This window comes from Corticimicrobacter sp. (assembly GCF_040137905.1).
Taxonomy (GTDB): Bacteria; Pseudomonadota; Gammaproteobacteria; order Burkholderiales; family Burkholderiaceae_B; genus Corticimicrobacter.
The window spans coordinates 1-18,989 of the sequence record NZ_JBEFDG010000096.1 but is presented as its reverse complement, the minus strand read 5'-3'; the positions used below and the strand labels follow the sequence as shown (position 1 = coordinate 18,989).

The 18,989-nt window shown below is 61.1% G+C and carries 16 protein-coding genes; 1 reads left to right on the top strand and 15 read right to left on the bottom strand.

Features of this window, described 5'->3' with window-relative positions; translation table 11 throughout:
- The 14 genes from leuS to panD all read right to left on the bottom strand — a co-directional run bounded on the left by leuS (position 1) and on the right by panD (position 16,701).
- Positions 1-2,694 (bottom strand): leucine--tRNA ligase, encoded by a 2,694-nt coding sequence (leuS, locus tag ABN482_RS15980; protein ID WP_349504905.1) that lies wholly within the window; start codon positions 2,692-2,694, stop codon positions 1-3.
- Positions 2,695-2,832: 138 nt separating this feature from the next.
- A complete protein-coding gene (locus ABN482_RS15975) occupies positions 2,833-4,557 on the bottom strand; it encodes a methyl-accepting chemotaxis protein (RefSeq protein ID WP_349504904.1) in 1,725 nt (574 codons plus the stop codon).
- Positions 4,558-4,753: 196 nt separating this feature from the next.
- Positions 4,754-6,496: a methyl-accepting chemotaxis protein gene (locus ABN482_RS15970; RefSeq protein WP_349504903.1), complete on the bottom strand. Its 1,743-nt coding sequence runs from the start codon at positions 6,494-6,496 to the stop codon at positions 4,754-4,756.
- A gap of 150 nt (positions 6,497-6,646) precedes the next feature.
- Positions 6,647-7,621: a helix-turn-helix domain-containing protein gene (locus ABN482_RS15965; protein WP_349504902.1), complete on the bottom strand. Its 975-nt coding sequence runs from the start codon at positions 7,619-7,621 to the stop codon at positions 6,647-6,649.
- 213 nt (positions 7,622-7,834) lie between these two features.
- Positions 7,835-8,623, bottom strand: coding sequence for an ABC transporter ATP-binding protein (locus ABN482_RS15960; RefSeq protein WP_349504901.1), 789 nt, complete (start codon positions 8,621-8,623; stop codon positions 7,835-7,837).
- Positions 8,620-10,521 (bottom strand): ABC transporter permease, encoded by a 1,902-nt coding sequence (locus tag ABN482_RS15955; protein WP_349504900.1) that lies wholly within the window; start codon positions 10,519-10,521, stop codon positions 8,620-8,622. The genes ABN482_RS15960 and ABN482_RS15955 overlap by 4 nt, the downstream gene beginning before the upstream one ends.
- A complete protein-coding gene (locus ABN482_RS15950) occupies positions 10,518-11,738 on the bottom strand; it encodes an ABC transporter substrate-binding protein (RefSeq protein ID WP_349504899.1) in 1,221 nt (406 codons plus the stop codon). The genes ABN482_RS15955 and ABN482_RS15950 overlap by 4 nt, the downstream gene beginning before the upstream one ends.
- Before the next feature lie 163 nt (positions 11,739-11,901).
- On the bottom strand, positions 11,902-12,072 hold the full coding sequence (gene rpmG, locus ABN482_RS15945; RefSeq protein WP_349504898.1) for a 50S ribosomal protein L33: 171 nt from the start codon (positions 12,070-12,072) through the stop codon (positions 11,902-11,904).
- 97 nt (positions 12,073-12,169) lie between these two features.
- Positions 12,170-12,412 carry a 50S ribosomal protein L28 gene (rpmB, locus tag ABN482_RS15940; RefSeq protein ID WP_109062226.1) on the bottom strand — a complete coding sequence of 81 codons (243 nt, stop codon included), beginning with the start codon at positions 12,410-12,412 and terminating at the stop codon, positions 12,170-12,172.
- A gap of 81 nt (positions 12,413-12,493) precedes the next feature.
- Positions 12,494-13,291 (bottom strand): biofilm regulation diguanylate cyclase SiaD, encoded by a 798-nt coding sequence (gene siaD / locus ABN482_RS15935; protein WP_349504897.1) that lies wholly within the window; start codon positions 13,289-13,291, stop codon positions 12,494-12,496.
- Complete coding sequence (gene siaC, locus ABN482_RS15930) at positions 13,288-13,674, bottom strand: biofilm regulation phosphoprotein SiaC (protein WP_349504896.1); 387 nt, start codon at positions 13,672-13,674, stop codon at positions 13,288-13,290. Before siaC ends, siaD begins: the two co-directional genes overlap by 4 nt.
- A gap of 18 nt (positions 13,675-13,692) precedes the next feature.
- On the bottom strand, positions 13,693-14,229 hold the full coding sequence (gene siaB, locus ABN482_RS15925) for a biofilm regulation protein kinase SiaB (RefSeq protein WP_349504895.1): 537 nt from the start codon (positions 14,227-14,229) through the stop codon (positions 13,693-13,695).
- 14 nt (positions 14,230-14,243) lie between these two features.
- Entirely contained in the window at positions 14,244-16,247 is a 2,004-nt protein-coding gene (gene siaA, locus ABN482_RS15920; protein ID WP_349504894.1) for a biofilm regulation protein phosphatase SiaA, read from the bottom strand.
- 40 nt (positions 16,248-16,287) lie between these two features.
- Positions 16,288-16,701, bottom strand: a complete 414-nt coding sequence (gene panD, locus ABN482_RS15915) for an aspartate 1-decarboxylase (protein WP_349504893.1) — start codon at positions 16,699-16,701, stop codon at positions 16,288-16,290.
- Positions 16,702-16,966: 265 nt separating this feature from the next.
- Between panD and ABN482_RS15910 the strand changes: the two genes are divergently transcribed.
- Positions 16,967-18,265 carry a class I SAM-dependent methyltransferase gene (locus tag ABN482_RS15910; protein ID WP_349504892.1) on the top strand — a complete coding sequence of 433 codons (1,299 nt, stop codon included), beginning with the start codon at positions 16,967-16,969 and terminating at the stop codon, positions 18,263-18,265.
- On the opposite strand, the gene ABN482_RS15905 is transcribed toward ABN482_RS15910, so the two are convergent.
- The coding region (locus tag ABN482_RS15905; RefSeq protein WP_349504891.1) for a YeeE/YedE family protein at positions 18,191-18,989 on the bottom strand (799 nt) is incomplete at its 5' end. The genes ABN482_RS15910 and ABN482_RS15905 overlap by 75 nt on opposite strands.

Here is an 18,989-nt window from a genome sequence, read left to right as displayed (position 1 = left end):
TCAGCCTACGACGTTGACGAGTTTGTTGGGAACGACGATCACGCGCTTGGCGGGGCGGCCTTCCAGGAAACGCAGGGCTTCCGGGTGTTGTGCTGCCGCCTGCTCGATGGCTTCGCGCGTAGCGCTGCTGGGAACGCGCAATGCACCGCGCAGCTTGCCGTTGACCTGAAGCATGAGTTCGGTTTCGTCGCTGACCAGTGCGGCCTCGTCCACGATGGGCCAGGCGGCATCGAGCAGATCGCCGTGCCGTTCGGCGTAACCCAGGTCGCGCCAGAGCAGCCAGGTCATGTGGGGGACGACCGGATACAGGATACGCAGCAGGATCGACAGGCTATCGGCCAGCGCCGCGGCCGACAGTGGGCTGTCATCAAGCTTGGCGTCGTCCAGCGTGTTGAGCAGCTTCATGCCGGCCGACACCACGGTGTTGTACTGCATGCGCTGGTAGTCGTAGTCAGCCTGTCGGAGAATGGTATGTACCGTACGGCGCAGATCCTTGGCGGCTGCCGAGGCGGATGACCAGTCAATGCTGCCTGCCGATCCCTGGGCCAGGCCTGCTGCGATCTGCTGCTGGTGCGTCTGGGAGAACGACCACAGGCGGCGCAGGAAGCGGTTGGCACCCTCGACGCCCGAGTCGGACCATTCCAGCGTCTGTTCAGGCGGGCTGGCGAACATCACGAACAGGCGCGCGGTGTCGGCACCGTAGGTGTCGATCAGTGACTGCGGGTCAACACCGTTGTTCTTGGACTTGGACATCGTGGTGATGCCGTTGTAATCCACGGCGCTGCCGTCGGCCTTGAGACAGGCTCCGGTGATGGCACCCTTGGCGTCATAGGTATTCTCGACCTCTTCGGGCCAGAAATATTCGATGCCGCCCTTGGCATTCTTGCGCGAGTAGCAATGGTTGAGCACCATACCCTGACACAGCAGCCGGGTGAAAGGCTCGTCGAAACTGACCAGCTTCAGGTCGCGCATGACCTTGGTCCAGAAGCGGGCGTACAGCAGGTGCATGACTGCATGCTCGATCCCGCCGATGTACTGGTCCATCGGCATCCAGTAGTCGTTGCGGGCATCGACCATTGCCTGGCTGTTGCCCGGCGAGGTGTAGCGCATGAAGTACCAGGACGAGTCCACGAAGGTGTCCATGGTGTCGGTTTCGCGGCGAGCAGGCTTGCCGCACGTGGGGCAACTGCAGGACAGGAAGGCTTCATCCTTGTTGAGCGGATTGCCGCTGCCGTCGGGAATCAGGTGCTCGGGCAGCACGACAGGCAGGTCCTGCTCGGGAACCGGCACAGGGCCGCAGTCGGCACAGTGGATGATCGGGATGGGCGTGCCCCAGTAGCGCTGGCGCGAAATGCCCCAGTCGCGCAGGCGCCAGGTGGTCTGTTTGTCGCCGAGGCCTTTGGCGGACAGATCCGCAGCCACGGCATCGAGTGCCTCGGCGTAGGGCAGGCCGTCGTACTTGCCGGAATGGATGCAGCCACCGTGCAGCTTGTCGCCATACCAATCGTGCCATTGCGTGGCATCGTAAGCTGGCAACTGGCCTTCCCTGGCCAGCGAGGCGGCAGGGGCGATGACCTGCCGGATCGGCAGGTCATATTTGAGGGCAAAGGCAAAATCGCGCTCGTCGTGTGCCGGTACGCCCATGACGGCACCGTCGCCGTAGCTCATCAGGACGTAGTTGCCGACCCAGACCTCGACCTGGTCGCCCGTCAGGGGATGGGTGACGAACAGGCCCGTGGGCAGACCTTCCTTGTCACGCGTGGCCATTTCGGCCTCGGTAGTACCACCCTGCTTGCATTGCTCTATGAAGGCTGCCAGCGCCGGGTTGTTGGCGGCAGCGTGCGTGGCCAGCGGGTGTTCGGGAGCCACGGCGCAGAAGGTGACACCCATGATGGTGTCGGGGCGCGTGGTGAACACATACATGCGACCGTCCTGGATCAACTGGCCGGCTGTATCACGAATATCGTGAGTAAAGGCGAAGCGCACGCCCTGGCTCTTGCCGATCCAGTTTTCCTGCATCAGGCGGACCCGCTCGGGCCAGCCTTCGAGACCGTTCTGGACGTTGTTGAGCAGTTCTTCGGCGTAGTCCGTGATGCGCAGGTAGTAGCCGGGGATTTCTCGCTTTTCGACCGGGGCACCGGAACGCCAGCCACGGCCATCGACCACCTGTTCGTTGGCGAGTACGGTCTGGTCGACCGGATCCCAGTTGACGACCTGGGTCTTGCGGTAGGCGATTCCCTTTTCGAGCATCTTGAGGAACAGCCACTGGTTCCAGCGGTAGTACTCGGGATCGCAGGCGCACATCTCGCGCGACCAGTCGATGGCCAGACCCATCGACTGCATCTGCTTCTTCATGTAGGCGATGTTGTCGTAGGTCCACTTGGCCGGTGGTACCTGCGACTTGATGGCAGCATTCTCGGCAGGCATGCCGAAGGCGTCCCAGCCCATCGGCATCAGGACGTTGTAGCCGCGCATGCGCAGCTGGCGCGCCATCATGTCGTTGATGGTGTAGTTGCGCACGTGCCCCATGTGCAGCTTGCCGCTGGGGTAGGGCAGCATGGAGCAGGCATAGTATTTCGGCTTTTCGGAGCCGTCGGCCTGTTGGGCGTGCTCGACGACGCGATAGGCATCGCGGGTATTCCAGTCAGCCTGGGCGGCTGCTTCGACAGCGGTGGGGTGGTAGCGTTCCTGCATGGACTCAGTCTGGCGCAAAAGAAAAGGGACGATCAAGGCGCACGAAGGCGCGGGCCGGCTGGCCCGAATCCTGAGATTATATAGGAGGGGATAGGCACCGGCTGTTCGGGCCTTTTCCCCTTGAACAGGACGAATGGCTCAGAAGGTCGACCAGTCGTCGTTTTCAGCCGTGTCTTTTGCGGAAGTTGCGGTGTGTGCCAACGCGGGGCGCGATACGGGATGCGTCTTGGCTGGATGCGTGCCGACTTGAGATGACTGCCCGTGCATCCTGCCAGCGATGTTTCTGACAGGGGAAACAGGCTGTGAATGTATGGTATCACCGGTGTTCAGGTGGGCAATCGATGCGACCAGATCGGCGGCCTGCTCGCGAAGGGACAGGGCTGCAGCGGCAGCCTCCTCCACCAATGCGGCATTCTGTTGGGTAGTGACATCGATCTGGGCAATGGCCACGTTGATCTGGTCAATGCCGTCACTCTGTTCGTGACTGGCCTGGCTGATTTCATTGACGATGGCGATGACGGGCTCAGTCCCCTTGCCCATGTCGCGGACAATGTTTTCGGCCTGCGTGACCAAGGCGCTGCCGCGTCCGACTGTTGTGACCGAATCATCAATCAGGGTCTTGATTTCCTTGGCCGAGGTGGCGCTGCGCTGGGCGAGGTTGCGCACTTCGCTGGCCACGACGGCAAAACCTCGGCCCTGTTCGCCGGCACGCGCGGCTTCGACAGCAGCATTGAGCGCCAGGATATTGGTCTGGAAGGCAATGCTGTCGATCACGTTGATGATTTCGGCAATCCGGCGCGAGGCATTGCTGATTTCTGTCATGGTGCTGCTGACTTCACCCATGACCTGGACACTTTGCTGCGCCAGGCTTGCGGCTCCGCCTACGAGCCGGTTGGCTTCTCCGGCACTGCTGGCATTGTTCTTGACGGTGGCCGTGATCTGTTCCATGGAAGCGGCTGTTTCTTCCAGTGAGCTGGCCTGTTCTTCGGTGCGGCTGGACAGATCCTGGTTGCCAGCGGCGATCTGCGCGGTCGCGGAGGCAATGTTGTCTGCTCCGCTGCGCACCCGGGTGACGATATTTCGCAGGCTCTCGTTCATGGTGCCGAGTGCTCGCAGCAATTGCCCGGTTTCATCTTTGGCGGTGTGCCTGATGTTGGCGGTCAGGTTGCCTGCAGCAACCTGGTTGGCGAGTGCGACAGCCTGCCCCAGCGGGCGCGTGACGCTGCGGGTCATGAACATGGCGATCAGGATGCCCAGGATGGAGCCTGCCACGATCAGGGATGCCATCAGCCATTCGGCTGCCTGGTATGAACTCTTGACTTGTTCCCCGGCATCGACCATCTGGTCGTCTTCACGGTCGATCAGTTTGAGCAGTTCGGCTTCATAGCGTTTCTGCAATGGCCGCATGGTGTTGAGATATTCACGCGTTGCCTCAGCCTTCATGTGTTCCGCAACCTGTCTGAGAATGCGCTCACCCGATGCGCGGTAGTCCGTGCGAAGGGTCAATGCATTGCGATGTGCCTGGACAGAGACTGGGTCCGTGATGATTTTGCCGACAGACTCCAGCAAGGCTGTGATTCTTTCGGCGGTGTCCTCGATTTCCTTGACGAGGGGCCCCTTGTCGTTGCCGTCGTCGGAGAGCAGGATGGCCTGATAGGCAGACGTTTGCTGATTCAGTTGCTGGATCAAGGTGTTGGCGTCGACGGTCAGGGGATACTGATCTTCGACGACGTATTGCATGTTGTGATGCATGCCTGCCAGATTGGCCAGTGCTGTGCCACCCATGGCAATGAGAAGAAAGACAAGCACGCCGAAACCGAGGCCCAGGCGGGCACCGACCCGCCAGTCAGAAAAATGCATCATGTGGATTCCTTGAAAGAATGCCAGTCTACTGATCTGATTCGGCGTGGCGCTTGTCAATGTGTGCAGACACATTGACGCATGGTGCATATTTGGCACCATGCGTTTTCACCTGATTTTGCGCAAACCATTGCGGACGCAAACTGGTTACGCCGCGTTGCGGCGTGGCGAGTGTTGCGCGGGTACCGGGCGGGTAACGTCAGAAGGTTGACCAATCGTCGTCGTTGCCTGCCGTTTCCTGGGAGGATTTGGCTGAAAGGGCCAATGGCTTGTTCCGGGTCGGGCGGAGGGTGGGATTGTGTGCTGGAGTCGGTGGCTGATTTTCAACTGGCCTGGACGAGGTCGCAGGTACGGCAGTCAGGTGACGAATGGGCCGTGCTGCCGAGGCCGTATCCGTTTGCCCGGTGCGAAAGTGAGCAATCGACCCGACCAGCTCGGAGGCCTGCTCGCGCAGTGACATGGCTGCAGCGGCAGCCTCCTCCACCAATGCAGCGTTCTGTTGGGTAGTGGCATCGATTTGGGCAATGGCGATATTGATCTGGTCGATGCCATCACTCTGCTCGCGACTGGCCTGGCTGATTTCGTTGACGATGGCGATCACCGGCTCGGTGCCCTTGCCGACATCGCGGACGATATTTTCAGCCTGGGAAACCAGTGCGCTGCCGCGTCCGACGGTCGCTACCGACTCGTCGATGAGACTCTTGATTTCCTTGGCCGAGGTTGCGCTGCGCTGGGCGAGGTTGCGCACTTCGCTGGCGACGACGGCAAAGCCCCGACCCTGTTCGCCGGCGCGCGCGGCTTCGACTGCGGCGTTGAGCGCCAGGATATTGGTCTGGAAAGCAATACTGTCGATCACGTTGATGATTTCGGCAATGCGGCGCGAGGCATCGCTGATGGCCGTCATGGTGCTGCTGACTTCGCCCATGACACTGACGCTTTGCTTGGTCAGGGTTGCGGCACCATCCACCAACCGATTTGCTTCGCCGGCACTGCTGGCGTTGTTCTTGACGGTGGCTGTGATCTGCTCCATGGAGGCGGCTGTTTCTTCCAGTGAGCTGGCCTGTTCTTCGGTACGTCCCGAAAGGTCCTGGTTGCCGGCGGCGATCTGTGCGGTGGCCGAAGAAATGCTGTCTGCGCCCGTGCGTACGCGCTCGACGATGGTGCGCAGACTGCCATTCATGGTATCGAGTGCGCGCAGCAACTGCCCGGTTTCATCCTTGGATGCATGTTCGATCTGGCTGGTCAGGTCACCTGCTGCGACCCGGTTGGCCAGTGCAACGGCCTCGCCCAGCGGGCGGGTGACACTGCGCGTCATGAAAAAGGCGATGCCGATGCCCAGGATGGCACCGGCCAGAATCAGGGTGATCATGATCATTTGAGTCTCTTGGTACGATTCCTTGACCTGGGCACCGGCCTCGAGCATCAGTTGATTCTCGCGCTCGATCAGCCTGACTATTTCTTCCTCATACCGCTCCTGAATGGGCTTCATGCCCCGGAGGTATTCATTCGTGGCCGCATCTTGCGCATATGCGGCGATATGTTCCCGTATCCGGGAACCCGATGCGAGAAATTCTGTGCGGATGGTGGTTGCGTTGGTCAGCGCCTGGCGTGACCGGGAATCCGTCAGTGATTTATCCAGGGAGTCCATCAATGCGGAGATTGTGCCCATCGTATTCTGGATGGTGTTGAGCAGATCCTGCGATCCTCCCCGGTTATTGGTGAGCAGCAGGGTTTGATAGGCACCGGTCTGTTCGTTGAGTTTATCGATCAGGTTGTTGGCATCGACTGTCAGCGGATATTCATGCTCGATCACATAGGCCATGCTGCGGTTCATGCCGGACAGGTTGATCAATGCCACGCCGCCCATGATGACGAGAAGAAGAATAAGCGCGCCGAAGCCAGCACCCAGGCGGGTGCCGACTCGCCAGTCGGAAAAATGCATTATGTATATTCCTTGAAAAGGGATGCCCAGTCTAATGACTTGGGCGGATCGGCTGCTTGCCGATCCGTGCATACACATTGACGCATGATGCAAATTTGGCGCTTGGCACTCTGCCATGATATTGCGCAAATCATGGCATGTGGAAAGGGCTTATTGCGTGTCGGTGTCGCAGGCTGCTTCCTGCAGGTTCCTGTGTCGCCACTGATGTGGAGACACGCCGAAAGCCTGTTTGAACATGCGGGAAAAACTGGCTGCGTCGTTGAACCCGTGCTCCAGCGCCAACGTCAGGATGCTTTTGTGGGCCAGTACGGGTTGTGCCAGTGCCTGTCGCACGGAAACCAGGCGAATCCAGCGGATATACTGGGCTGGCGTCAGGAAGTGATGCTGGAACAGTGCATATAGCGTGCGTCGTGAAATGTGCAGCGCCGAAGCCAGCGTGGCCGGACTGAGTGCCGGATTGGACAGGTGCTGTCGGATGAAGCGATGTGCCTGTGCCAGCTTGGGTTCAAGCGCGGGTTGAGGGCTGTCTTGCAATTGTTGCAGCAATGAGTGCTGCAGCAGCCATTGGGCGGATTGCAGAATGATGTCGGCATCGGCCAGACTCAACTGCGCGCCATGCAGCAGTGTGCGCGCGGCGACCAGTGCCGTGTGTGTACAGGGCAGGTTCGCCATGGGGCGAGCGCAGAGTCTGGCGGCATGCAGGTGCCAGTCGGGTATGGTGTCGTACGGTAGTGTCAGTACGGTCAGACAGGTCTCGGGGGCGAGGTGCAGGCTATATGGAAAACCGGCGTCGTAGAGCGTGACTTGTCCGCTTGGCAGGATGCATTGCCTGCCGCCCTGGCTCAGGTGCATGCCGCCGGCATGAAGCCAGACAATTTTGAGATGACCGTTTTCCGCATGGTTCCGGATGGGCCGCTCGTAGTGCATGCGGCATTCCTGCGTGTAGTAGGCAGTTGTGAGACGGCGACTGCCAAAGGTCCGGTGATTGATATTGGCCCGGAAGTCGCGCCGCCGGTCCACTTGAAGTTGCAGCCAGGGAAAGTGGGTCGCGGCAAAGGCACGGCACTCATCAAAGCTGGATAACTCATGACGGCTTTCTGGTGGAGAATAAAGCTCGATCAGCATATGGTCTCGGAGATTCCCTCGCTATTATCCGGGGGCGTGTGGTCTGTGGGCGAATATCTGATTCATAGTGCAATTGTGAATTGAGTTGACGTGTGTCAATCATGGGAATAGCGATACCCGGAGGCGGGGTATCGCTGCTTGAGTGTCTCTTGGGGCTGGATTTGACCCTGCAATGCGTGAATATCACGAATGAATATTCATCCCGGGATTTATTCAGACTCTGCTCGAGCCCAGATAGGCGCTGCGCACGCCTGCGTGGGCGCGGATCTCGTCAGGTGTACCGGCGGCAATGATGTGGCCCTGGGCCAGTACCACGATGCTGTCGGCATGGGCAAAGACCACGTCCAGGCTGTGTTCCGTAAACAGAATCGCCATATTTCGCTCATCGGCCAGGTGCCGTACCAGAGCCATCAGAGCATGTCGCTCAGGTGCCGTCATGCCGGCAGCCGGCTCATCCATGAGCAGCAGGCGAGGGCGGCCCGCCAGTGCAATGGCCAGTTCGACACGCTTGATGTCGCCGTAGGCCAGGACACCGCACAGCCGCCCGGCACTGCCTTGCATGCCGACCTGCGTCAGCAGGTCCATGGCCTCGTCAGTCCGGTATCCCTGGGCCTTGCGCCAGAATGAAAACAGGCGGCGGTCACGCGCCAGCAGGGCAATCTGGATGTTTTCGAGCACGCTGAACGAACCGAATACAGCGGCAGTCTGGAATGTGCGTCCGACACCCTGCCTGCCTATCTCGCGTGACGACAGGCCTGCCAGGTCGATATCGGCCAGCCGGATGTGGCCCTGGTCCGGTGTGATCTGGCCATTGAGCAGGTTGAACGTGGTGGATTTGCCGGCACCGTTCGGACCGATCAGCGCCAGCATCCGGCCTGCAGCCAGCTCGAAGGAGACATTGTCGACAGCCTGCAGGCCGCCGAAGCGCTTGCTCAGGTTCTCGACGCGCAACAGCGCCGCAGGGGGAGAAGTGGGGACGGCGATGCCGGGCGACAGGGTCATGTGCGTGCTCCCGGTCGAGCCCACAGGCTGCTCAGGCCCTGTGGCATGAAGAAAATCAGCAGCAGGATAATGCCGCCCAGCATGGCATGCCAGTAATCACCCAGTCTCGAAATGCTGTCATGCAGCCAGGTGTAGGCGGCGGCCCCGGACAGCGGGCCGGCCAGTGAGCCCAGTCCGCCCAGGATGACCATGACCAGTCCGTCCACGGAGCGGCCGATCGACAGCGCATCGTCGGGCGCGATACTGCCCTTGAAAAATGCGTACACGGAGCCGGCCAGGCCGGCCACCAGTGCTGCTGCCACGAAACCGGCCAGTTGGATGCGACGGGTATCCATGCCAATCGCAGCGGCACGCAGCGTAGAGTCGCGGGTTGCGCGCAGAGCATAGCCCAGCGGCGAGCCTGACAGACGAAACAGGAAGACGATGCCGAGACCGGACAGTGTCAGGCTGAGATAGTAGTAGGCTGCAGGTGAGGACAGCCAGGCGCTGGGCCATAGACCGATCAGGCCGTTGCTGCCGCCGGTGAAGCCATCCCACTGGTAGGTCAGGGACCAGAGAATCTGAGCCGTGGCAAGCGTCAGCATGGCCAGGTAGACGCCGGACAGCCGTACGCAGAACCAGCCAAATAACAGGCCGCCGGCCGCCGCGACCAGGGGGCCCGCCAGTAACGCAGCTTCCATCGGCAGGTTCAGCTCCAGGAACAGCAGGGCTGCACCGTAGGCACCCAGGCCGAACCAGGCGGCATGGCCGAACGTATGCAGGCCGGCGGGACCGATCAGCAGGTACAGGCTGGCGGCAAAAAGCCCGGCAATCAGGATTTCTGTCGCCAGAATCGTCAGGTAGGGCCAATGCGCCAGTAGCCAGGGCAATGCCAGCAGGCCGATGACCAGCGTCGCACCACCCAGGCGCAGCAGCCGCACCCTGCCGGGTGCATGTGGCGTATCGCTCGAAAGGCTGGTGCTGAGCGGTGCGGCATCATGTTGTTCGGGCAGTGGTTTGCCCAGCAGCCCCCAGGGGCGGAACACCAGAATGATCGCCATAATGATGAACTCGGCAACCAGGGTCAGCTTCGACATGCTGAACGACCAGCCCCACAGATCGACCTGGCCGATGAAAATACATAAAGCCTTGACCTCGCAGATCAGCAGGGCCGCCAGAAAGGCACCACCGAGCGATCCGAGACCGCCGACCACGACCACGACGAAGGCGCTGGCGATGATTTCGAGATCCAGGCTGAGCGTGGCCGGAATGCGTGGCGCGGCCAGTGCGCCGCCCAGCCCGGCCAGGCAGGCACCGAGGGCGAAGGCGGTGGTGAACAGCCAGGCCTGGTTGACGCCGAGCGCGCCCAGCATGGTTCTGTTTTCGGCGGCGGCGCGCAGCAGTACGCCCCAGCGGGTCCGGTGCAGCAGCAGCCAGAGCAGGCCCAGTACCAGCGGGCCGACAACGATCAGGAAGAGGTCGTACTCTGGAAAGCGGCGTCCGAAAATCTCGATCGAGCCGGACAGCCCGGGTGCGCGCGGGGCAAACAGATCCTCGGGGCCCCAGGCCAGCAGTGCCAGGTCGCCGATGATGAGCACCACGGCGAAGGTGGCCAGCAGCTGGAACAGTTCAGGTGCGCGGTAGATACGGCGCAGGACAATGATTTCGACCAGGCCACCGATGCCGCCGACCAGTATGGCGGCCAGCGGCAGTGCCAGCCAGTAGCCGATGCCGGTTGCGCCGAGCGCGTGGATCAGTGTGCCGGCCAGATAGACACCCAGCATGTAGAACGAGCCGTGCGCGAAATTGATGATGCGGGTGACACCGAAAATCAGCGACAACCCGCTGGCGACCAGGAACAGCGCACTGGCATCGGCCAGTCCGTTGAGCAGTTGCAGCGGCAGTCCGCCCAGATTCATGGTGCAGTCGTGCGCAGTTGCCGTACCTGTTCGTCGCTGGGCTGCAGGTCGGCACCGTCGATATAGCGGAAATCGACCATGACGCCCTTGCCGTCCTGCTGTGCGGTCTTGCCGACGTAGACGCCCATGGTGGCCTGGTGATCCAGGGAGCGGTACTCGATCGGGCCATAGGGAGAGTCCAGTTGCAGGCCCCTGAAGGCCTCGATCAGGGCTTCCGTATCGGTCGAGCCGGCCTTTTCGATACCGGCGGCCAGCGACATGAGCGAGGTATAGCCCACAACCGAGCCGACGCGGGGATAGTCATTGAAGCGGGTCTGGTAGGCCTCGACAAAGGCCCGGTTGCCGGGGGTGTCGATGCCATACCACGGGTAGCCGGTCACGATCCAGCCTTGTGGTGTTTCGGCCCCCAGAGGATCGAGATACTCGGGCTCTCCGGACAGGACGGAAACCACTTCGCGGCCTTCGAACAGGCCCCGTGTGTTGCCTTCGCGCACGAAGCGGGTCAGGTCAGCCGCGAACAGGACATTGAAAATGGCATCGGGGCGCGCGTCGTCCAGTGCCTGCACGACTGCGCCGGCATCGATCTTGCCCAGCGGTACGGCCTGTTCCGCGACGAATTCGATATCCGGTTGCGCGGCCTGCATCATTTGCTTGAATGTGGCCACGGCCGACTGGCCGTATTCGTAGTTGGGGTAGACGATGGCCCAGCGTTTCTTGTCGAGCTTGATGGCTTCCGGTGCCAGTGCTGCCACATGCATCCAGGTCGAGGGGCGCAGGCGGAAGGTGTAGCGATTGCCATTCTGCCATGTGATCTTGTCGGTCAGCGGCTCCGCTGCCAGGAAGAATACCTTGCGCTGGCGCGCGAAATCGGTCAGCGCAAGGCCGGTGTGCGACAGGAATCCGCCGAACAGGACTTCGGCCCCTTCGCGCGTCATCAGATCCTGGGCAGCGCGAATTGATTCTCCGGGGTTGCCGTTGTCATCACGCCAGAGCACCTCGATGGGACGTCCCAGCACGCCGCCGCGTGCGTTGATCTGTTCCTGGGCCAGTTGCCAGCCCATTTTGTAGGGTTCCAGAAAGGCGGGAATGGCCTTGTAGCTGTTGACCTCGCCAATGCGCAATGGTGTGGCGGTGTCTGATCCGGATTGGGCGAGGGCGCTGAAGGAGGCAAGTCCAAGCGCCAGCAGGACTGTACGGACGAAGCGGGTGGGATTCATGGGGTCTGCAACCATAAATGCTCAATATGAGCATAAATATACTGCAAAAAAAACCGGTGCGGGAAAATTCCTCCGGTTGGTGCTGATTCTGGCTGGCAACGGAAAAAGGCCCGACATGCCATGCATGCTGGGCCAGTAGGTGCGTCCGGCAAGGCGGCTGCAATCAGCGCAGCTTCGTTTCCTTGTAGTCAACGTGCTTGCGAGCGACGGGATCAAATTTCTTGATCAGCATCTTTTCAGGCATGTTGCGCTTGTTTTTGGTGGTGGTATAGAAATGCCCGGTGCCAGCGCTGGACTCGAGCTTGATTTTTTCACGTGCGCCTTTGGTCGCCATGATGTGCTCCTGGTAGACAGGTAGGCTGTAACAGCCTGGTTTTGTTCAGTGTCGATCCGGCATGCCGGATCGGACGTATCACTTTGGATCTGGGCAATCAGCCTTCGATCGCTTCGCCGCGCTCGCGCAGGTCGGCCAGGACGGCTTCGATGCCGTGCTTGTCGATCGTGCGCAGTGCGTTGGTCGAAACACGCAGACGGATCCAGCGGTTCTGGCTTTCGAGCCAGAAACGACGCGACTGCAGATTGGGCAGGAAGCGACGCTTGGTCTTGTTGTTAGCGTGCGATACGTTGTTGCCCACCATCGGGCCTTTGCCGGTAATTTGGCATACGCGTGCCATGGTTGCACCTCTTTGAATTCTATCGGAATTACATAACTAAGCCAGCAATGGTACTACGATTGAACGTGCTTTGGCAAGCAATTATGCAATAAAAACTGTTCTGTCGCGTCCTGCCGACTTGGCGGCAAGCAGGGCATTGTCGGCACGGGTGAGCGTTTCGGAGAAATCCTCGCCGGATCGGTATTGCGTCCAGCCCAGGCTGGCGGAGATGGGATGTGCCTGGCCCAGCACAGACTCGAGCGCAGGCCCCAGTTCGGCGATGCGCAGGCGCACGCGCTCGGCCACGGAGCGTGCCGCATCCGCATCCGTGTCGGGCAGCAGGATCAGGAACTCTTCGCCGCCCCAGCGACCACAGATGTCGTACTCGCGCAGCGCTGTCTGGATTGCCTGGCCGATGCCGACAATGACCTTGTCACCGGCCACATGGCCGAATTGGTCGTTGATGAGCTTGAAATGATCGATGTCCAGGATGCCCAGTGCGTAACTGATGCCTTTGCGGTGCGAGAGCCGGGTTTCTTCCTGGAGCCGCTGGGTCAGGAAGCGGCGATTGTTCAGTCCGGTCAGGGCGTCGCGTGAGGCCGAATCACGCAGGGCGTCGCTGAGTTCACGCAGGCTGTTCTGGTAACGGTCTGAAATCCGGGTCAGTTTTTCGAGGCGTCGCAACTGCTTGTCATATTGCTGCGTCAGCGTTTCCTGGCGGCTGTGCGAAATGGAATGATAGCCATCGGAAATCCGGACCAGCCGCGCCAGGCGCTCGTTCTGTTCTTCACTGTAGGCCAGCAGGCGCTGCAGTGCGTCGTACAGTGGATGGCCCTGATGGGCAGGATCATCCAGCAGGGATTGGATATGCCCGGCCAGATCCTGTTCTGGCAGGTTCATGTGCTTTGGCTGTCGCTGCTGATGTTGAAGGGGAACGTGCAGTCCTCGCGAAACTCATCCGCCAGGTCGAAGACACGCTCGTTGAGCGGATCGTAGTACCAGTCCACGCTGACTGGCTGGCCACCCAGGTGGGCTTCCTCGAGCATGTCGAAAATGTCCATCATGGCCTTGACGGAGCTTGTATTCATGTAGACCAGACGTAGCTCAAGGCGCAGGGGGCGTTGCTCGCTGCCCAGGTAGGCTTCGAGCCACTGGATGATCGGCGTGAAGAATTCGTACGAATTTTCGGGGTAGGAGTCTCCCCGCATCAGCAGGACGCCTTCGGAAAAGGCACTGGTGACACCGGGAGTGGATTGGCTGCTGGGGATGTTCAGGTCGTTCATGCTGGTCGATGCAAAAAATCAGATCACGGCGCGCAGGCTGAAAAAGACGCGGCCATTTTCCGTGGGGGTCAGCGATGCGGCAAGGGGAACTGCTGACTTGCGGGCGATGTCAATCAAGCCCAGGCCGGCACCCGATACGGCATCGGTGTTGCGGGGTTGGCGCAATTGTGCCTTGTAGGCGGCCTTGAGGGCGGTTTTGTCCATGGGGGCGAGTTCATCCACCTTGGCCAGGAGGCGTGAGGCGTCGGCAGCTTCCACGAGATTGCCCGCATGGATGATATAGCGGCTCTCATCCTCCTTGGCGACGATGACCGTGGCGGCGCTGTCCTGCTCGCTGTAGCCCTGTGCCAGGGCGTAGTGGCGGATGTTCTGCGTCATTTCGATATATACGCTGAACACATCCATGGCGGCCGATGGCTGCGCACTGTCGGCCTGCAGGTAGTTTTTCAGGGCCGTGCCGATCTCTTCGATCAGGCTGCGGGAAATGGGGCCGTTGAAGCACAGCAGGATGCGTTGTCGATCCATGCTGGCCCTCAGGGCGAATAGGTCGATCATGTCCATGTGATGGGTCATCGTGTGTGAAAGTGGAAGGACAGGACGGTAATATCGTCCCGTTGTGGGTGGTTGCCGCGGTAGGCCTCCAGGGCGGCTTCCAGGGCTGCGGCTCGCTGGTCCTGCGGCAGGCCGGCATTTTCAAGCAGCAACTGTGCCAGGCGGGTATGGCCAAAACCGTAGCCGAATTCGCCGCCTGCCTGATCCAGGAAGCCATCTGTGACCAGGTAGTATGTTACATCCGTGCGCAAGACCAGTTCCTGATCGGTGTAGGTACCCTGGCGACGGTCACCAATGGCGCGCCGGTGTCCCTTGACCTCATCGACAGTATGACCATCGCTCCAGTACAGGCCGATCCGGGCACCGGCAAAATGCAGCAGGCCAAGCGTGCGATCCACGCACACCAGGCCGACATCCATGTTGGTGGCAATGCCGCGAGGCAGCTCGTACTGGTGCATCATGTCGCGCATGGCCTGGTCGGCGCGATGCAGGATGGCGGCCGGTGATTGCCTGTCGGTTTCCGCGACGGCATGGTCCAGCGCGGCACGTGCCAGCATGGTCATGAGCGCGCCGGGCACACCATGACCGGCGCAGTCGACCACCCCCAGGATGTACTGATCGGCATTGCCCTGGCACAGGTAGAAGTCGCCGCCGACGATGTCTCGGGGGCGCCACAGGACGAAGGAGTCCAGGCCGGGAATCTGCCGCAGTTGCTCGTCAGGCAGGATGGCGCGCTGGATCAGGCTGGCATACTCGATCGAATCGTTGATCTGCTGGTGCGCACGGCGCATTTCATCGTTGGCCTGCTCGAGTTCCTGTGTGCGTGCCTGTATGCGGCCTTCCAGGTCCTGGGTATGGTTGCGTATCTGCGCCGCCATGGTGCTGAAGGCACGGTTCAGATCGCCCAGCTCATCGTGACGCGGCGGAGGTGGTGCCACATCATAGTGCCCGGCTGCCAGGGCCTGGGCGGAGCGCTGCAGGTCCCGCACGGGACGCAGGACCAGGCGTTCCACGGCATAGCCGAAGGCCAGGATCAGGACCGCCAGCAAGACGATGACCACCACCATCATCAGGCTGAACCAGCCGGTATCGATGCCTCGGGCAGCCTGCAGGTCGACGGCCAGCACGATGTACCAGTCAAGTTCGGGCAGGTAGGTCAGGGTCAGCAACTGGCGTTGCTGGCCGATATCGACGAACAGGCTTTGCACCGTGCCTGGCTCGGCCTGGGCCAGCAGCATGGCGTCTTCCAGTGCCGCGGCCTGGGTGGGATCGCCGAGCTGGCCTGCCAGGGTCTGCTGCGCGCCCACGGCAGCACCGGCTGCCTGGTTCAGGGCGATCAGCTTTTCATTCTGGTGTGCCTGGATGATGCCGTTGCGGTTGACCAGCATCGGTGTGACACCGCTTTCGCTGTTGGCGATGAATTCCTGCACGAACTGGCTCAGGTTGAAGCCGCTGCCTGCCAGGCCGAGCACCTCGCCATTATCCCGGATGGGGACATTGACCCAGATCTGCGTGACCTGCAACTGGGCATCATGGTTGACGTTCAGGGAATAGGGGGCTTCCTGCTGCAGCGTGCTGTAGAACCAGGCGTCGTCCTGGCTCTTGGTGTTCAGCGTGTAGCGAGGCTGCTGGCTGTAGGCCTTGGTGTCGTCATTGAAGTAATAGTTGCCGCTTTCGGCGCTGGCGATGAAATAGGCGTGGTCGTGCAGGTCCTGGCGATATTTCTCTGCTTCCCTGAACAGCAGCCCGGTCTTGTCGGGATCCTGTTCGTCGCGCAGCCATTGGATGGTGACTTCCGAGTTGGCCAGGCGCCGAGCCAGGGCAATGTCTCGCGCCACCGGTGCCAGGATGGTCTGGCGCTGAAGCAGGATCAGGTTGCGTGCGTAGGCTTCACCGAAATGGTTGCGCACGTTGTCCATCAGTTGCCAGCCGAGCAGGCCGGCGGGAATCAGCGCCGCCAGGCAGGCCAGCAGGAGTGCGACGATGGATTTGGCCCGCAGGCCGGCTTTCCAGAGTGCCATGTCCGAGTGGGTGTAAGAGTGTGGGTTGAGGGGGGGCGTCTCAGGAATGCGTGACGATATTGAAGGACAGGCGGCCCTGTGTGTCGCGACCGACATCGTACGACAGAGTTTCGCGAACCGAGTTGTCGGGATGAAAGGTCAATACCATTGGCTGGATCTGCTCAAGCTCGTGCTCCTGAATATAGGCAGAATTGCAGATGATGACCTCGTCGCCCTTCTGGCAGGTGCGTGCAGCGGCACCATTGAGGATGCAGCAGCGAGAGCCGCGTTCGCCATAGATGACATACGTGCTGATGCGTGCACCAGAATGCTTGTTCCAGATATCGACGAATTCCAGTGGCAGGATGCCGGCGGCTTCGCAATGATCAGGGTCCAGAGTGATGGAGCCGTGATATTCGAGATCGGCACCTGTGACCCGGATGCCATGAAGTTTGCCGCGAACGACTTTTCTCACGATATATCCTGTGGTAAGCGGGGGATGACGGGAGATCATTGTAGTGTCATCGGTAGAATCGTGAAGCGAATTTATATAGGGAGAATTGCAGGGACGGCCAGGAAAGTTGATGAATGACACTTTCAATTCCGGTTTTGCAGGTATGGAAATACAGGATTGCAGGAGGTAGTATTCTTTCAGGCGGGTTTCGTCATCAGGACATGATGAAGCCCATGCTGCATCGGAGTGCATGTGTAGACCTTTTTTCCATCCAGAAGGAGGTGTCGTGAGTCCGGTATCAAATGCCATAGCCAACAGGCTGCAGCAGCTTCCCCATCCCGTTCAGCTGATCCTGCCCGATGGCACCCCGATCGGCACGGACGCTCCCGCTGTCCGACTGCAACTGCATGACATCAAGACGCTCGCCAACCTGGCTTCCGGCGAGGTCGGGGTGCTGGGGCAGGACTACGTCGAGGGCCGGGTCGATATCGAGGGGCGCATGCGTGATGTCATGGCCGTGGCGGCGGCGCTGTTGCCGGGCTCCCCGGTCGAGGCTGCCCGCAGCGGCTGGCTGACTGAGCTGATACGGCGCCTGGTATCGGTGTGGCGTCATTCTGTGGACCGAGATGCACGCCAGATCGAATTCCACTACGACCTGTCCGATGCCTTCTACGCACTCTGGCTGGACCCGCGCAGGGTGTATTCGTGTGCCTATTATCGCGAACCGCAGATGACGTTGGCGCAGGCCCAGGAAGCCAAGCTCGACCATATCTGCCGCAAGCTGCGGCTGCAGCCGGGAGAGCGTTTCCTGGATGTCGGGGCGGGTTGGGGCGGGCTGCTGTTGTGGGCTGCCGAACACTATGGGGTGCAGGCGACCGGGATTACGCTGTCGCACAACCAGCATGCCTATGTGAATGGCCTGATCGAAAGTCGCGGTTTGTCGGGCAGGGTGCGCATGCTGTTGCTCGATTACCGCAATCTGGATGAAGGTGAGCCATTCGACAAGATCGCATCGGTCGGCATGTTCGAGCACGTGGGGCGCGCCCAGCTCGAGGCCTATTTTTCCAAGCTGCGCAACCTGCTGCGGCCCGAGGGCATGCTGCTCAATCATGGCATCACGTCGGCAGGGGTGTACAACGCCGAGCTTGGCAATGGCATGGGCGAATTCATCGAGCGCTACATTTTTCCCGGCGGCGAGCTGACCCATGTCAGCCGGGTGGTCGAAGCCATGAGTCACAGCGGGTTCGAGGCAGTCGATGCCGAAAGTCTGCGGCCACACTATGCCCGGACCCTGTGGGCGTGGAGCGATGCGCTCGAGTCGCGGCTGGAGGAAGCGCGTGCCGTGCTGGTGGCTGAAAAGGGGAAGGCGGGCGAACGGGCGCTGCGCGCCTATCGGCTGTATCTGGCGGGATGTGCCATGGGATTCGAGCATGGCTGGATATCGCTCTATCAGGTGCTGTGCCAGACCCAGGCGGAGCAGCGGATCGATCCGGCCGCGCCGCCGCCGGTCTCAGCCTATCCGTGGACGCGAGGCTACATGTACGCGCAATCTCCAGCCGAGCCAGGCACCGGCGACGCAAAATAGCGCGAAGATCCAGCCCGAAACGGCGGCTGCCATGATGCCCGACAACAGGGTGCCGACCGTGCAGCCAAGCGCTACCATGGCTCCCCAGCCCATCAGGATGCCGCCGCCGAAATTGCGGCTGGCTGCGCGCCAGTCCGGCCACTGCGGACGGAACTGGTCGGCGGCCAGCGCGGCAGCCCAGGCTCCGCCGATCAGGGCCAGCACGAACGCGCCGTTGGGCGACAGCAGGGTGTTCTTGATGGCCGTGGCGCAACCGGCGAAGCTGTCGAGGCCTTCCAGTCGCTCGGGCAGCAGTGACCAGCCGGCAGCAAGCGTGCGGGCAATGCTGCCCAACTCCGCCGTGACGCCCAGCGGGGCAATGCGCAGGTAGGCCAGTACGGCAATCAGTGCAACCAGCAGGCCTCCTGTCGTGGCAGACCAGCGCAGTGTCAGCAGTGTCGTCAGGGAGAGGGAGGCAGTCTGCGTATCATCCGCCGTTTCGGGTGGGCGGTGCGTGCGCAGCAGCAGCCAGGCGATGCCGCCCAGCAGCGCGGTCTGCAGCAATGCCGACCCCCCGTAGCCCAGCGAGTGAGGCAGCCATGCAACTGGTGCCGACTGAATGGCGGACAGGTACAGCGTATTCCAGGAGGCAAAACCCAGGCCGAAGCCGACCAGCGCACCGAGCAGGGCAAAGGGGGAGGCTGCGGCACCTTCGCCCAGTCGGTACAGATGGGCGCTGATGCAT

Coding starts and splice junctions, on each gene's coding strand:
- leuS (WP_349504905.1), bottom strand. CDS start 2,694: ATGCAGGAACGCTACCACCCCACCGCTGTCGAAGCAGCCGCCCAGGCT.
- ABN482_RS15975 (WP_349504904.1), bottom strand. CDS start 4,557: ATGATGCATTTTTCTGACTGGCGGGTCGGTGCCCGCCTGGGCCTCGGT.
- ABN482_RS15970 (WP_349504903.1), bottom strand. CDS start 6,496: ATGCATTTTTCCGACTGGCGAGTCGGCACCCGCCTGGGTGCTGGCTTC.
- ABN482_RS15965 (WP_349504902.1), bottom strand. CDS start 7,621: ATGCTGATCGAGCTTTATTCTCCACCAGAAAGCCGTCATGAGTTATCC.
- ABN482_RS15960 (WP_349504901.1), bottom strand. CDS start 8,623: ATGACCCTGTCGCCCGGCATCGCCGTCCCCACTTCTCCCCCTGCGGCG.
- ABN482_RS15955 (WP_349504900.1), bottom strand. CDS start 10,521: ATGAATCTGGGCGGACTGCCGCTGCAACTGCTCAACGGACTGGCCGAT.
- ABN482_RS15950 (WP_349504899.1), bottom strand. CDS start 11,738: ATGAATCCCACCCGCTTCGTCCGTACAGTCCTGCTGGCGCTTGGACTT.
- rpmG (WP_349504898.1), bottom strand. CDS start 12,072: ATGGCGACCAAAGGCGCACGTGAAAAAATCAAGCTCGAGTCCAGCGCT.
- rpmB (WP_109062226.1), bottom strand. CDS start 12,412: ATGGCACGCGTATGCCAAATTACCGGCAAAGGCCCGATGGTGGGCAAC.
- siaD (WP_349504897.1), bottom strand. CDS start 13,291: ATGAACCTGCCAGAACAGGATCTGGCCGGGCATATCCAATCCCTGCTG.
- siaC (WP_349504896.1), bottom strand. CDS start 13,674: ATGAACGACCTGAACATCCCCAGCAGCCAATCCACTCCCGGTGTCACC.
- siaB (WP_349504895.1), bottom strand. CDS start 14,229: ATGATCGACCTATTCGCCCTGAGGGCCAGCATGGATCGACAACGCATC.
- siaA (WP_349504894.1), bottom strand. CDS start 16,247: ATGGCACTCTGGAAAGCCGGCCTGCGGGCCAAATCCATCGTCGCACTC.